Annotated in this window: 19 protein-coding genes; 17 read left to right on the forward strand and 2 right to left on the reverse strand. The window is 41.8% G+C overall.

Annotated elements, in window-relative coordinates; genetic code table 11:
• Positions 1–5 precede the first annotated feature (5 nt).
• From rplR to rplQ, 11 genes are all read left to right on the forward strand, one after another.
• Positions 6–356 (forward strand): 50S ribosomal protein L18, encoded by a 351-nt coding sequence (gene rplR, locus I3257_RS06480; protein WP_021813381.1) that lies wholly within the window; start codon positions 6–8, stop codon positions 354–356.
• A gap of 2 nt (positions 357–358) precedes the next feature.
• Positions 359–883: a 30S ribosomal protein S5 gene (gene rpsE / locus I3257_RS06485; RefSeq protein WP_238049160.1), complete on the forward strand. Its 525-nt coding sequence runs from the start codon at positions 359–361 to the stop codon at positions 881–883.
• A gap of 20 nt (positions 884–903) precedes the next feature.
• Positions 904–1,083 (forward strand): 50S ribosomal protein L30, encoded by a 180-nt coding sequence (gene rpmD / locus I3257_RS06490; protein ID WP_010196714.1) that lies wholly within the window; start codon positions 904–906, stop codon positions 1,081–1,083.
• Complete coding sequence (gene rplO / locus I3257_RS06495) at positions 1,083–1,523, forward strand: 50S ribosomal protein L15 (protein WP_238049161.1); 441 nt, start codon at positions 1,083–1,085, stop codon at positions 1,521–1,523. The genes rpmD and rplO overlap by 1 nt, the downstream gene beginning before the upstream one ends.
• Positions 1,524–1,542: 19 nt before the next feature.
• The gene (secY, locus tag I3257_RS06500) at positions 1,543–2,874 is read left to right on the forward strand and encodes a preprotein translocase subunit SecY (RefSeq protein WP_173936727.1); all 1,332 of its coding nucleotides are present in this window, start codon (positions 1,543–1,545) and stop codon (positions 2,872–2,874) included.
• Between the two features lie 32 nt (positions 2,875–2,906).
• On the forward strand, positions 2,907–3,023 hold the full coding sequence (gene rpmJ / locus I3257_RS06505) for a 50S ribosomal protein L36 (protein WP_010196721.1): 117 nt from the start codon (positions 2,907–2,909) through the stop codon (positions 3,021–3,023).
• Positions 3,024–3,276: 253 nt separating this feature from the next.
• Positions 3,277–3,633, forward strand: coding sequence for a 30S ribosomal protein S13 (gene rpsM / locus I3257_RS06510; RefSeq protein WP_021813384.1), 357 nt, complete (start codon positions 3,277–3,279; stop codon positions 3,631–3,633).
• Between the two features lie 20 nt (positions 3,634–3,653).
• Positions 3,654–4,043: a 30S ribosomal protein S11 gene (gene rpsK / locus I3257_RS06515; RefSeq protein ID WP_045454458.1), complete on the forward strand. Its 390-nt coding sequence runs from the start codon at positions 3,654–3,656 to the stop codon at positions 4,041–4,043.
• Positions 4,044–4,091: 48 nt separating this feature from the next.
• On the forward strand, positions 4,092–4,733 hold the full coding sequence (rpsD, locus tag I3257_RS06520) for a 30S ribosomal protein S4 (RefSeq protein ID WP_058368280.1): 642 nt from the start codon (positions 4,092–4,094) through the stop codon (positions 4,731–4,733).
• A gap of 80 nt (positions 4,734–4,813) precedes the next feature.
• Positions 4,814–5,821: a DNA-directed RNA polymerase subunit alpha gene (gene rpoA / locus I3257_RS06525; protein WP_045446643.1), complete on the forward strand. Its 1,008-nt coding sequence runs from the start codon at positions 4,814–4,816 to the stop codon at positions 5,819–5,821.
• 19 nt (positions 5,822–5,840) lie between these two features.
• Positions 5,841–6,200, forward strand: a complete 360-nt coding sequence (rplQ, locus tag I3257_RS06530) for a 50S ribosomal protein L17 (RefSeq protein ID WP_021813387.1) — start codon at positions 5,841–5,843, stop codon at positions 6,198–6,200.
• Between the two features lie 78 nt (positions 6,201–6,278).
• On the opposite strand, the gene I3257_RS06535 is transcribed toward rplQ, so the two are convergent.
• Together I3257_RS06535 and I3257_RS06540 are read right to left on the reverse strand one after the other, a co-directional pair.
• Positions 6,279–6,899, reverse strand: coding sequence for an L-threonylcarbamoyladenylate synthase (locus tag I3257_RS06535; protein WP_055125275.1), 621 nt, complete (start codon positions 6,897–6,899; stop codon positions 6,279–6,281).
• A gap of 218 nt (positions 6,900–7,117) precedes the next feature.
• The gene (locus I3257_RS06540; protein WP_238049162.1) at positions 7,118–7,858 is read right to left on the reverse strand and encodes an elongation factor P hydroxylase; all 741 of its coding nucleotides are present in this window, start codon (positions 7,856–7,858) and stop codon (positions 7,118–7,120) included.
• Between the two features lie 185 nt (positions 7,859–8,043).
• Between I3257_RS06540 and I3257_RS06545 the strand changes: the two genes are divergently transcribed.
• From I3257_RS06545 to lysM, 6 genes are all read left to right on the forward strand, one after another.
• Positions 8,044–8,637, forward strand: a complete 594-nt coding sequence (locus I3257_RS06545) for a YceD family protein (RefSeq protein WP_238049163.1) — start codon at positions 8,044–8,046, stop codon at positions 8,635–8,637.
• A 337-nt stretch (positions 8,638–8,974) separates the two neighbouring features.
• Complete coding sequence (rpmF, locus tag I3257_RS06550; RefSeq protein ID WP_011512869.1) at positions 8,975–9,157, forward strand: 50S ribosomal protein L32; 183 nt, start codon at positions 8,975–8,977, stop codon at positions 9,155–9,157.
• Positions 9,158–9,602: 445 nt separating this feature from the next.
• Positions 9,603–10,571: an ACP S-malonyltransferase gene (gene fabD / locus I3257_RS06555; RefSeq protein ID WP_238049164.1), complete on the forward strand. Its 969-nt coding sequence runs from the start codon at positions 9,603–9,605 to the stop codon at positions 10,569–10,571.
• Positions 10,568–11,296, forward strand: coding sequence for a 3-oxoacyl-ACP reductase FabG (gene fabG / locus I3257_RS06560; RefSeq protein ID WP_045454442.1), 729 nt, complete (start codon positions 10,568–10,570; stop codon positions 11,294–11,296). The genes fabD and fabG overlap by 4 nt, the downstream gene beginning before the upstream one ends.
• 282 nt (positions 11,297–11,578) lie before the next feature.
• A complete protein-coding gene (acpP, locus tag I3257_RS06565) occupies positions 11,579–11,815 on the forward strand; it encodes an acyl carrier protein (RefSeq protein WP_025652201.1) in 237 nt (78 codons plus the stop codon).
• Positions 11,816–12,117: 302 nt separating this feature from the next.
• Positions 12,118–12,627 carry a peptidoglycan-binding protein LysM gene (lysM, locus tag I3257_RS06570; RefSeq protein ID WP_055125278.1) on the forward strand — a complete coding sequence of 170 codons (510 nt, stop codon included), beginning with the start codon at positions 12,118–12,120 and terminating at the stop codon, positions 12,625–12,627.
• The last annotated feature ends 56 nt before the right edge of the window (positions 12,628–12,683 follow it).

The following is a 12,683-nucleotide window of genomic DNA, read 5'->3' on the forward strand; positions in this document are numbered from 1 at the left end:
TTGAAATGTTTGATAAAAAAGCAGCTCGTCTGCGTCGAGCTAAGAAAACCCGCGCGCATATCCGTTTCTTAGGCGTTCATCGCTTAACGGTTACTCGCACGCCAAAACATATTTATGCCCAGATTATCTCTCCTACCGGTGGTGAAGTGATTGCTCAGGCATCTACCTTAGACGGCAGCTTGCGCTCAGGCGCGACTGGCAATGCTGATGCAGCAACGTCTGTGGGCCAAATGATCGCAGAACGCGCAAAAGCAGCTGGTATCACTAAAGTTGCCTTTGACCGTAGTGGTTTTAAATATCATGGTCGAGTTAAAGCTTTAGCAGAAGCAGCTCGCGAAAACGGATTGGAGTTTTAATCATGGCTAGAAATGATAAAAATGATAAAAATGATAAAAATGAACAGACTGACGGTCTAGTAGAACGCTTAGTTACCGTTGATCGCGTTGCAAAAGTTGTTAAAGGTGGTCGTATTTTCTCTTTCACTGCATTGACTGTAGTGGGCGATGGCAATGGTCGTGTTGGTTTTGGTCGCGGTAAAGCACGTGAAGTGCCAGCGGCTATCCAAAAAGCACTAGAAGCTGCCAAACGTAATATGATTACTGTTGAGCTAAATGATGCAACTTTGTATCATCCGATCAAAGCACGTCATGGTGCTAGTAAAGTTTATATGCAACCTGCATCTGAAGGTACTGGCGTAATCGCTGGTGGCGCAATGCGTGCTGTATTAGAAGTTGCTGGTGTCAAAGATGTTTTGACTAAATGTTATGGTTCTACCAATACTGCTAACGTTGTTCGCGCAACGTTTAACGGTTTACGTGATATGTCAACTCCAGAGAAGATGGCAGCAAAACGTGGTAAATCTGTAGACGAAATCTTGGGTTAACTTAGACTAGGTGAGTTACGATGAAAAAAATGAAAGTCACTCAATTTAAATCGGGTGCCCATCGCCTAAAGAGCCACAAAGCGAGCTTGAAAGGATTGGGTTTACGCCGTATTAATCATACTGTTGAAGTAGAAGATACACCTTCAACACGTGGTATGGTCAATCGCGTTAACTACATGGTAAAAGTGGAGGAAGCGTAATGGGTCTTAGATTAAATGAATTATCACCAGGTGTTGGCGCAAAGAAAACTGCCCAACGTCGTGGTCGTGGTATCGGTTCAGGTCTTGGTAAGACTGGTGGTCGTGGTGTAAAAGGTCAGAAATCTCGTTCAGGTTCTAGCATACGCTCAGGATTTGAAGGTGGTCAAATGCCTTTATATCGCCGTCTACCGAAATTTGGTTTTACCAGTAAAATGGCAATGAAGACGGCTGAAGTACGTCTTTCTGAACTGAATAAAATTGATGGCGATGTGGTTAGCCTTGAAACACTTAAAGCTGCTAACCTAGTCCGTCACGACATGAAGCGTGCCCGTATTATGTTGTCAGGCGAAGTCACTAAGGCTTATACCTTTAAAGGTATCAAAGTGACTAAAGGCGCTAAGCTAGCAATCGAAGCTGCTGGTGGTAGCATCGAGGAGTAGTAACGTGTCAAAACAATCAATGTCATCGACTGGTATACCGCTCAATCCATTTGCATTCATACGCAAGTATGATGAATTATGGACGCGTTTATTATTCTTAATCGGCGCATTGGTTGTTTATCGTTTAGGGTCACATATTCCAGTACCGGGCATCAATCCGGTCAACTTGGCTGATCTGTTTTCGCGCAACGAAAACACCATTTTGAGTATGTTTAACATGTTCTCAGGTGGTGCACTAGAGCGTATGTCCATTATGGCGCTCGGCATTATGCCATATATTTCAGCATCGATTATTGTACAGATGATGTCTGCAGTATTGCCATCGCTTGAAGCCCTCAAAAAAGAAGGCGAAGCGGGACGACGTAAGTTGAACAAGTACACCCGTCAAGGGACACTTGCTTTAGCCCTAGTACAGTCATTAGGAATGTGTGCTGGCTTAATCAGTCAAAATCTTACTTTATCTTCTGGTCTGACCTTTTATATTCCAGCCGTTACATCTTTAGTAGCGGGTGCTATGTTCTTAATGTGGCTTGGTGAGCAGATTACAGAGCGCGGCGTAGGTAACGGTATTTCAATGCTCATTTTTGCGAGTATTGTGGCTGGTACGCCAGGTATGATTTCGCAGTCTATTGAACAGGTCAATCAAGGGCAGATGAACTTGATTGTACTGTTTATTTTTGTGCTACTAGGCATCGCGGTTACTGCTGGTATTGTTTATATTGAACGTGCTCAGCGCCGTGTTCCAGTGAATTATGCGCAGAAGCAGCAACAGGGTCGCAAAATATATGCTCAGCAGCAGTCACATTTGCCGTTGAAGCTGAACATGGCAGGGGTTATACCAGCCATTTTTGCCAGCTCATTGTTGTTGTTTCCAGCAAGTTTAGGGCAGTGGGTCGGTCAATCAACTGATCCTACCCTTACACAAAAGATACTACAGAATATGGCATTGGTGTTGTCTCCAGGACAGCCGCTATATTTGGTTCTGTTTGGCGCGATGATTATTTTCTTCTGTTACTTCTATACGGCATTGGTATTTAGCCCACGTGAAGTAGCTGAAAACCTTAAACGTAGTGGTGCGTATATCCCAGGTATTCGCCCCGGACAACAAACTCAGCGTTACCTAGATCATGTATTAAACCGACTGACCTTTATTGGCGCGATGTATATGACGGTTATTTGTTTAATGCCAATGGTCGTCCAGTCATCGTTTGGTGTGCCGTTTCAACTCGGTGGTACGTCTTTACTGATTATGGTGGTTGTGGTAATGGACTTCATTTCGCAAATCCAAGCGCATTTGATGACCCATCAATATCATGATCAGACGTTAATTCAATCGCCCACTCAACCTTAAATGAGCGGTACGATATCTCAAAGGAGCATGCTATGAAAGTTCAAGCATCAGTTAAAAAGATTTGTGGTAGCTGTAAAGTTGTGCGCCGTAAAGGCCGTGTACATATCATCTGTACAGCAGAACCTCGCCACAAGCAACGTCAAGGTTAATATTTAGTATTATAAAGTCTTAGACTTTTGTTACTATCTCAATTAATACTTGAAAAATGACGGCGGATGGGATATCATCCGCCACTTGCCGTAGTTTATGCAAAAACTTTTATAAGACCGTCAATGAATAGGCTTGTAACTAAGTCAAAGCAGCGATTATAATTATAAAAGCTTTAGTATTGACAGCAACAAATCTGAAAAATAAAGCCTTATTGATAAATAACGCTTATTTTTCTTTAATGGAGAGAAATCAATGGCTCGTATTGCCGGCGTAAACATTCCGGATAATAAGCATGCTGTTATTTCACTAACTTACATCTTTGGTGTAGGTCGTACCACTGCTCAGAAAATCTTAGAAGCAGTTGGCATTGCCCCTACTACTAAAGTTAGTCAGTTAGATGATACACAGTTAGATGCTATCCGTGCACAAGTTGCAAATTACATGACTGAAGGTGATCTTCGTCGTGAAGTGTCAATGAATATTAAGCGTTTAGTTGATCTTGGTTGTTACCGTGGCATCCGTCATCGTCGTAACCTACCAGTTAGAGGTCAGAATACTAAGAACAACGCTCGTACTCGTAAGGGTCCGACACGCCCTCTCAAAAGATAATTAACTTAGGAAGCTAAAAGATGGCTAAAGACACTCGTAGTCGCAAGAAAGTGACTCGTCGTTCAGTATCGGAGGGCATTGCCCATATCCATGCGTCTTTTAATAACACCATTGTTACGATTACCGATCGTCAAGGTAATGCACTGGCTTGGGCCACTTCAGGTGGACAAGGCTTCCGTGGTTCACGTAAATCTACACCATTTGCAGCTCAGGTTGCAGCTGAGGTCGCTGGTAAAGCGGCTCAAGAATATGGTGTTAAGAATATCGACGTTTTGGTCAAAGGACCAGGACCGGGTCGTGAGTCTGCGGTAAGAGCACTAGGTGCATTGGGTTATAAAGTTAACAGCATCTCTGATGTAACCCCAATCCCACACAATGGTTGCCGTGCGCCGAAAAAGCGCCGCGTCTAATATTAAAGACGAAGCTTTTTATCCCAAAAGCTTATAGGAGACATAACAATGGCCCGCTATATTGGACCAAAACTCAAATTATCACGTCGTGAAGGCACGGACTTAGGTCTTAAGTCTGGCGTTAAACCATACGACGTAAAAACGAAAAAAGCTGGTCGTCCACCAGGTCAACACGGTGTAAGCCGTAACAAGACCTCAGAATATGCTTTACAGCTGCGTGAAAAGCAGAAAGTTAAGCGTATCTATGGTGTATTAGAGCGTCAGTTTGCTAATTACTATAAAGAAGCTGCTCGTAAGCGCGGTGCTACTGGTGAAAACCTGTTAGCTATGCTTGAGAGCCGTCTAGATAACGTTGTTTATCGCATGGGCTTTGGCTCAACTCGCGCCGAAGCACGTCAGCTAGTCAGTCATCGTACTGTTATGGTAAAAAAAGCTGGCCGTGATGAGTTTGTTCGTGTGAACATTCCATCAATTCAGTTGCAAGACGGTGATGTCATCGCTATCCAAGAGAAGTCTCGCGAGCAATTACGTATTAAAAACGCAATTGAGCTGGCTAGCCAACGTGGTATTCCAGAATGGCTAGATGTTGACCACAGCAAATTACAAGGCACGTTTAAACAAGCGCCTGATCGTATTGATCTACCTGCTGAAATCAACGAAAGCTTGATCGTTGAGCTATACTCTAAGTAATGACGTACTGCTCGATGTCGTGAAAACGGCATTGAGCAATCAACGTTAATTAAACCAGTTTAATAAATCGAGGTGACATCATGATGCTAAATGCAACTGAGTTTCTAACGCCGAATGCCATTAATGTGGATACGGTTAATGAAACGATTGCGAAAGTCACGCTCGAACCGTTAGAACGCGGCTTTGGGCATACCCTTGGTAATGCCTTACGTCGCATCTTGTTATCTTCATTACCTGGTGCTGCAGTCATTGAAGCTGAGATTGATGGTGTTGACCATGAATACTCAACGCTTGAAGGGCTACAAGAAGATGTACTTGACTTGCTTTTGAATCTAAAAGGCTTGGCTATTACCCTTCATGACCAAAATGAAGTATTTTTGACCTTGGATAAACAAGGTCCAGGCACTATTACTGCTGCAGACATCGCGTTACCGCATAATGTAGACATCGTCAATCCAGAATTGGTGTTGGGTACATTGAGTGATCGTGGTCATCTTAAGATGCGTTTGCGTGTAGTAATGGGTCGTGGATATGAGCCAGCAAACCAGCGCCGTGAAGATGGTGATACTAAAGCAATCGGACGTTTAAAGCTTGATGCAAGTTTTAGTCCTGTGCTTCGTGTTGCTTATCAGGTTGAGAACGCTCGTGTAGAGCAGCGTACTGATCTTGATCGTCTTATCATTGAGCTTGAAACTAATGGCACTATAGATCCAGAAGAAGCAATTCGTAAAGCAGCCACTATTTTACAACAACAGATTTCTATCTTTGTTGACCTAGAAGCTGAAGAAGCGCCTGAGCCTGTGAAAGAGAAAGAAGAGGTTGATCCGGTGCTATTACGCCCTGTGGACGATCTTGAACTAACGGTTCGCTCAGCCAACTGCTTGAAAGCTGAAAACATTTACTATATCGGTGATTTGGTACAACGTTCAGAGACTGAACTTCTAAAAACCCCAAATCTTGGTAAGAAATCATTAACGGAAATCAAAGACGTACTAGCGTCTAAAGATTTAGAGCTCGGTATGCGCCTAGATAACTGGCCACCAGCTGACCTTCGTGTTGATGATCGCTTTTCTTATCGTAGCCGTTAAACTTTAAGGATTTTTGACTATGCGCCATCGTAAGAGTGGAGTCAAGCTGGGTCGTACCGGCAGTCATCGTAAGGCAATGTTTCAGAACATGACTAACTCATTATTTGAGCATGAACTGATCAAAACAACTTTACCAAAAGCAAAAGAGTTACGTCGCGTTGCCGAGCCATTAATTACTATGGCTAAAGAAGACAGCGTTGCTAACCGTCGTTTGGCATTTAGCCGTATGCGTAGCAAAGCTATGGTAGGCAAACTATTTGGCACGTTAGGTCCTCGTTACCAGACCCGTCCAGGTGGATATTTGCGTATCGTAAAATGCGGTTACCGTGATGGTGACAATGCGCCAATGGCATATGTAGAATTGGTTGATCGCGACTAATTTTACAATAAGCAAAAGATGTATATAAAAAAGCTCCAATTGAATTGGAGCTTTTTTTGTGTCTGATGCTTTAGTTTATTACCGTAGTAGTGAATCTACATCCGCGGCACCTTGTCTGATAATTTCAGGCTGGCTACCAGTCATATCAACAATCGTAGTTAGTTTAGTGGTTTTTATACCTGCATTTATCAAACCATCGATTTGATTGCCTAATAAATCCTCAATCTCAAAGGGATCATCTAGTATGTCATCACGGTTAGGCAATATTAATGAACTGGTTAAGATAGGTTCATCCATGGCCTCTAAAAGCGCCTGCGCAATGGGGTTGCTAGGTACTCGAATACCGATGGTTTTTTTCTTCGCATGTGCCAATTTTTTTGGTACGTCTTTTGTGGCGTTGAGGATAAACGTGATGGGCGCAGGAGTAAGTGCTTTGAGCTGTTTAAATTGTATATTGTCCACTGCAGCATAGTTGGCAATTTCGCTTAAGTCACGGCAAAGCAAGGTAAACTGGTGTTTATCATCAAGTTCACGAATTTGTTTGAGCTTATCGAGTGCATCCTTGGCCCCTAAGCGACAACCAAAAGCATAGCTGGTATCGGTAGGGTAGATAATGAGCTGGTCTTTACGTAACAGATCCGCCACTTGCTCAATCAGACGTGGCTGTGGATTTTCTGGATGAATATAAAATACTTGCATAGCAGTTCCTTATTTTATAGTTATAGGTTTTTAAATGTGAAGTTTTTGACTAAGTAGAACATTTGTGGCACGTATGCTTCTTTCACTAAGTTTATTAAAAAAGCATCACTGCCTTCTTAGTATAGCGCAAAGCCAATATAAGTTTGATTGCAAGCCGTTACTATGCGTAGACAATCGTTAACGCAAAAATGCCACACCTTTATGCTGATATGCTGCTGTTACTCTGGATCAGCTATAGAGACACTGAGTAAGGCGTGTAATAAAGTCTTAGCATCAGATGGTAATATATTGGGCTTAGCGATGTATTGTTGCACTTGTCGGTAGACGTCATTTGCGAATGTACTATTGCTCGTATCAAAGTCAGCAAACAAATTATCTTGTGACACCTCAAATGATCGTTCACAAGCGAGAGTAAATAAACACTCTAACGCTTGTGGCTTAATCTCTACGCGCTCAAATGCTTGCTGCTGAGCGGCGGTACGCCCATCTGGTGCGTACCAGTAGCCAAAGTCAGGCAAACGTCTACGAGCCTCTCCAGCCACACACCAATGGCTCAGCTCATGCAATGCGCTAGCAAAAAATCCATGAGCGAATTCAATTTTTGCGGGTTCGTTATTTTGTGCCGGAAAGTACTCTGGTTCTCCTTGTCCACGAACCAATGTAACGTTTTGATGAGTGAATAAATTATTGAATAATTGGATGAGCCAATCAGTAGCCGCTTGCTCGTATTTATTAACCAATGATGGAATGCCATCTAAGCCTTTGATAGCAGCTAACCTTTCTAACCTTTGCCATTCACTTTTTACGTTCTCTAAGCACTGATTGTTGTTAAGGTTCCACGAGTCAGTGGAAGAGGCATTCACATTACTGGTTAACGTAGTGAGACGCTGCAATAGTATTTTTGCTTCAAGTGGAGAAAGTAGGTTCGAGAAGTCAGGTTTATTATTAAACACATTCATAGGTAAAACACTGGTCAAATAAAAGATAAAAAGAAGAACTATCTTTGAATATAAATAGGAGAAATAAAGAGATGAAAATAGAGCTTATATCAAATAAATTTAACATACTAGCGCTAGCGTCGCTCAATGCTTTCCGTTAGTATGGCAGGCAATATTATACACCGTTTTGATGAATGAGGTCGCGCATGTCAAGCACTCCAGAAAGTAAACCGTCAGCAGGTTATGCTGATAATAAAAAAGCGCCTTTATCTACTAGTATGCCTGAATCTATTTCTTTGGATAAATGGGCAGATACTGGTTATGAATGGACAGGAGAGGTAGAGCCAAGCGCTTTCAAACGTCTTGCTACTACCTTAGCCACCGAACATGAACAAGCAAACATCTCGCTTAATGCCAATCTGTATCGCCGCAATAATGTCTTATATTTGGCATTCACATTGACGGGTGAAGTTTGGTTAACCTGTCAGCGTTGCCTACAGCCAGTGGCTATCGATTTGTCTGATGATTATAATATTGCGCTACTAGAAGATGAGAGCCAAGCACGTTCAATCAATGATGAACAAGACTATTTATTACTTGATGAAATTATTACTGAGCCTGCACCAGAGCTTTTATTGCCATTCAAAAAATTGGTAGAAGATGAGATATTACTGAAGACGCCAATGTCGCCAAAACATGACGACTGTGAAATGACGGTAGAGCAATTTGGTGAGATTCCAGAAGAGGAAGAAAGCGAAAATCCTTTTGCTGCTTTAGCCTCGCTAAAAGGCAAGTTGTAATCTTATTAAGAGACAAGTCATATATCAATGTACTACTTAATAAATTTATGATACCTTTCATCAGCTTTCTACCAAAGAGTGAGAAGCAGGGCTTTATTAATCCGCTAAACATGCGTATAATGTCCCGTTTATTGCATTCTAGCAATCTGCTACTGGCAGATAGATGCTGATCTTGCAGACTAACTATAGATTTTAGACGTAATCAACACTTTAATACGTGGCAATCTATTTAACTAATGATGCGTAAGACTTAGGTTGTTGTGATTATATAGCCTCTGTCAGTGTCGATTAAAGCTGAATTTCAAGCTTATCCCCTTTTAAGTATAGGAGCTATATCATGGCCGTTCAAAAAAGTCGTAAAAGTCGTTCTCGTCGTGACATGCGCCGTTCACATCATCGTATGGAAATCGCTGAGATAAGCGTAGATGCTACCACTGGTGAAAAACATCGTCGTCATCACATGACTAAAGATGGTTTCTACCGTGGTCGCCAGTTGTTTAAAGTTAGTCAAGACGCTTAAACTGTTGGCTATTCAATAGCTGATTGTAAAAATAATGATAGTACTGGTGACTGTCATTATTTTTGCAACGCTGTTATTAGGTAATATGCTTTGAGCTGAAGAAAGCCAAGTTATTTCGCTATCATATATTATGTGGCTAGATAACTTGGCTTTTTGCTATTGGCTTTTATAGTAGGTATTTGAACAACCTTTTACCATGTTACCATGTGCCTTTAGAAAACATGAAAATGAACCGATATACTCTACCATTTTAATTTGAGTGGTATCTTTTACTATACGTGTTTCAGTAGCATCCGCTATGATAATAGTGTGCGTCAGTGTATAGTTTATCGATAATCCGTTTTTTTAGACAAATACTAAAGCAACGGCTTTATATCGCCTCTAATAATATAATAAACCCCAATTGTTTTTAGGGATATTTCCAATTAAATAAGGAATATTGGTTATGGCCTCTGTACCCGATATGGTAAAAAAGCCGCCGACACGTATTGCGGTAATTTTTCCTGGTCAAGGATCGCAAGTAGTCGGGATGACTAGTGAGCTTGCTGAAATCTATCCAGAGATTCTCGATACCTTTACTGAAGCTAGCACCGCGCTTGGTGAAGACTTATGGGCAATCTGTCAAAATGAAGAAAAACTCAATCAAACACAATATACTCAGCCTGCATTACTGACGGCCAGCATCGCCATTTGGCGTATCTTAAAACAAAAAATAACCACAGCGCCTTGTTATTTAGCGGGTCATTCTCTAGGTGAGTACAGTGCGCTTTGTGCGGCTGAAGTCATATCGCTTGCTGATGCGGTTAAATTGGTACATAAGCGCGGTCAGTTGATGCAAGAAGCCGTTGTAGGTGTCGATACTGCCATGGCAGCAGTGTTAGGGCTTGAGGATAATCGAGTAGAAAATTTGTGTGAGCAAGCGACTGAACATGTCGAAGGTGCCATTGTAGGTGCAGCCAACTTTAATAGTCCAGGACAAGTGGTGATATCGGGTAATGCTGCTGGTGTGAATGCAGTTATTGATAAAGTGCAAAACACTGGCAAAAAATCTATCCCGCTAAAGGTCAGCGTACCATCACATTGCGCGCTTATGGAGCCAGCCAGTAGTGCATTGGCTGAGATTCTGGCAGAAATAAAATTTGATCAAGCGACGATTCCTGTTATCCAAAATCGACATGCGCGTGTTGAGAGCAGTGCGGTAGGTATCAAGCAGGCACTAACAGAGCAATTAAGCCAACCAGTATTATGGTCAAAAACTATGCAAGAGCTGGCTGACAAGCAAATTAATATTTTAATCGAATGTGGCAGTGGTAATGTGTTGAGCAACTTGGCGAAGCGCCAAGCACAGCCAATTACGAGCTATCCTACTGACAAGCCCGCTCGTCTTGATAAATTAATGGAGGTGTTATCATGAGTCGTACGATTACTCTAGTGACAGGTGCTAGCCGTGGTATTGGTAAAGCCGTTGCCAAACGTTTCGCCAAAGAAGGACATTTTGTTATTGGTACAGCCACTACGGAAAAAGGTGCCGAGCTGATTGATGGTTATCTCCACGATAGTGGCGGTATTGGACGTGTTTTAGACGTGCGTGATACCGCACAAATTGATAAGCTGTTTGAAGAGATTGAGAGCGTCTACGGCGCAGTACAAGTCTTGGTCAATAATGCAGGTATCACCCAAGATGGTCTGCTGATGCGTATGAAAGATGACGACTGGGAAAATGTTATTGATACCAATTTGACGTCGGTATACCGCATGAGTAAACGTGCTGTGCGCGGTATGATGAAAGCACGTCGTGGTCGTATCATCAATATAACCTCTGTCGTTGCGCAAATGGGTAATGCAGGTCAGTCTAACTATGCGGCGACCAAAGCGGGCGTCGAAGGGTTCAGTCGTACGCTCGCGCGTGAAATTGGCTCACGACAAGTGACGATCAATTGCGTAGCTCCTGGTTTGATCGAAACGGATATGACGGACGAGCTTGATGAGCGCCTATTGAACTCTATGCTAGACGCTGTACCTATCAGCCGCCTTGGACAGCCAGAAGACATTGCCGCCGCCGTACATTTCTTAGCCAGCGATGAGGCAAGTTATATCACAGGCGCTGTTATCCCTGTCAATGGTGGTATGTATATGTAGGTGATAAATAAGTGTTACACAGTTATAATAAAAAACTCTGTGCACGAGTGTAAACTATAATAAAGGGTGTTATAATGACGGATACTTTTATGTCAAAGCCCTGTATTATAGCAGGGCTTTACTAGACATCTGTCAAAACGTATAACCAGCTATAAAACAAGTTACAAAGTACTCAGATAGCTGTGCTAATCTGAAGATATGATTTTATATACAATGCTGTAGAGCCTAATGATAGGCCTATGGTGACTTGCCAAAATAATAGATCAAAAAGGAGAAATCTACATGAGTAATGATACCGAGCTAAGAGTTAAAGCTGCAGTAGCTGAGCAATTGGGTATGAATGTTGAAGATATCAACAATGATGCATCATTTATGGAAGACTTAGGTGCAGATTCGTTAGACCTAGTCGAATTGGTCATGTCATTTGAAAGTGACTTTGGCATTACCATTCCTGATGAAGATTCAGCAGAATTAACGACTGTTCAAAAAGCGATTGATTATGTACAAGCGCAGCTATAATTAGCTAGTGGCTTAGCGAGTTATTTTAGCCGCCTATCTGTAGAGATAGGCGGCTTTTTTATGTTCTTAATTTACCATAGCAACAGGTAGTTATGTGACTAATCAATACGTTAACATAAGCTACGCCAAATCAACATTACTCAACATACTATTACTATCTACCTCACCTATCTTTGTCTATAATCATAATGGTAAGCAGTAACAAAGTGTAGTTATATATAAAGTGTGGTTATATATGAAAGTATATGCCATTAAAAAAATAATGATGAATAATAAATAACAATATTTAAAGGAGTATGTAAATGGGTATGTTCAGTTTTGCAAAAGATATCGGTGATAAAATTTTCAATCGTGATGACGCCAAACACGATGCCAAGTCAGAAACAAAAGCAGACGCTAATACGCCAGTACAGAGCAGCGAGCCTTCTGCGCAATCAGTTGCCAATATTTTACTTCGTCGTATTCAGCAGCAGAATCTTAATATCAGCGATTTGAAAATCAAGTATAACGGCTCAACAGATACTGCAGAAATCAGCGGTAAAGCTAAAACACAAGCAGACCGCGAAAAAGCGATTATCGCCATTGGTAATGTACAAAACGTGGCCAAGGTAATCGATAATATTGATATCGAAGAAGATGCGCCTGAGTCAACGATGTATACAGTGAAATCTGGTGATAGCTTGTCTAAGATCGCAAAAGAGGTTTATGGTTCAGCGGATGATTACATGAAAATCTTTGAAGCCAATAAGCCGATGCTATCTAGCCCTGATAAGATTTATCCTGGTCAAGTACTGCGTATTCCTAAGCCATAATATGGTTTTGAACTATCAGAGATATGTGTGAATACAATAGACAATGCCTCTTACTA

Origin of the sequence: Psychrobacter sp. Ps7 (genome assembly GCF_022129225.1) — a bacterium.
Classification (GTDB): Bacteria; Pseudomonadota; Gammaproteobacteria; order Pseudomonadales; family Moraxellaceae; genus Psychrobacter; species Psychrobacter immobilis_A.

Bases quoted from the DNA above. Each gene is read 5' to 3' on its own strand.
- rplR (WP_021813381.1), top strand. From the start codon at position 6: ATGTTTGATAAAAAAGCAGCTCGTCTGCGTCGAGCTAAGAAAACCCGC.
- rpsE (WP_238049160.1), top strand. From the start codon at position 359: ATGGCTAGAAATGATAAAAATGATAAAAATGATAAAAATGAACAGACT.
- rpmD (WP_010196714.1), top strand. From the start codon at position 904: ATGAAAAAAATGAAAGTCACTCAATTTAAATCGGGTGCCCATCGCCTA.
- rplO (WP_238049161.1), top strand. From the start codon at position 1,083: ATGGGTCTTAGATTAAATGAATTATCACCAGGTGTTGGCGCAAAGAAA.
- secY (WP_173936727.1), top strand. From the start codon at position 1,543: ATGTCATCGACTGGTATACCGCTCAATCCATTTGCATTCATACGCAAG.
- rpmJ (WP_010196721.1), top strand. From the start codon at position 2,907: ATGAAAGTTCAAGCATCAGTTAAAAAGATTTGTGGTAGCTGTAAAGTT.
- rpsM (WP_021813384.1), top strand. From the start codon at position 3,277: ATGGCTCGTATTGCCGGCGTAAACATTCCGGATAATAAGCATGCTGTT.
- rpsK (WP_045454458.1), top strand. From the start codon at position 3,654: ATGGCTAAAGACACTCGTAGTCGCAAGAAAGTGACTCGTCGTTCAGTA.
- rpsD (WP_058368280.1), top strand. From the start codon at position 4,092: ATGGCCCGCTATATTGGACCAAAACTCAAATTATCACGTCGTGAAGGC.
- rpoA (WP_045446643.1), top strand. From the start codon at position 4,814: ATGATGCTAAATGCAACTGAGTTTCTAACGCCGAATGCCATTAATGTG.
- rplQ (WP_021813387.1), top strand. From the start codon at position 5,841: ATGCGCCATCGTAAGAGTGGAGTCAAGCTGGGTCGTACCGGCAGTCAT.
- I3257_RS06535 (WP_055125275.1), bottom strand. From the start codon at position 6,899: ATGCAAGTATTTTATATTCATCCAGAAAATCCACAGCCACGTCTGATT.
- I3257_RS06540 (WP_238049162.1), bottom strand. From the start codon at position 7,858: ATGAATGTGTTTAATAATAAACCTGACTTCTCGAACCTACTTTCTCCA.
- I3257_RS06545 (WP_238049163.1), top strand. From the start codon at position 8,044: ATGTCAAGCACTCCAGAAAGTAAACCGTCAGCAGGTTATGCTGATAAT.
- rpmF (WP_011512869.1), top strand. From the start codon at position 8,975: ATGGCCGTTCAAAAAAGTCGTAAAAGTCGTTCTCGTCGTGACATGCGC.
- fabD (WP_238049164.1), top strand. From the start codon at position 9,603: ATGGCCTCTGTACCCGATATGGTAAAAAAGCCGCCGACACGTATTGCG.
- fabG (WP_045454442.1), top strand. From the start codon at position 10,568: ATGAGTCGTACGATTACTCTAGTGACAGGTGCTAGCCGTGGTATTGGT.
- acpP (WP_025652201.1), top strand. From the start codon at position 11,579: ATGAGTAATGATACCGAGCTAAGAGTTAAAGCTGCAGTAGCTGAGCAA.
- lysM (WP_055125278.1), top strand. From the start codon at position 12,118: ATGGGTATGTTCAGTTTTGCAAAAGATATCGGTGATAAAATTTTCAAT.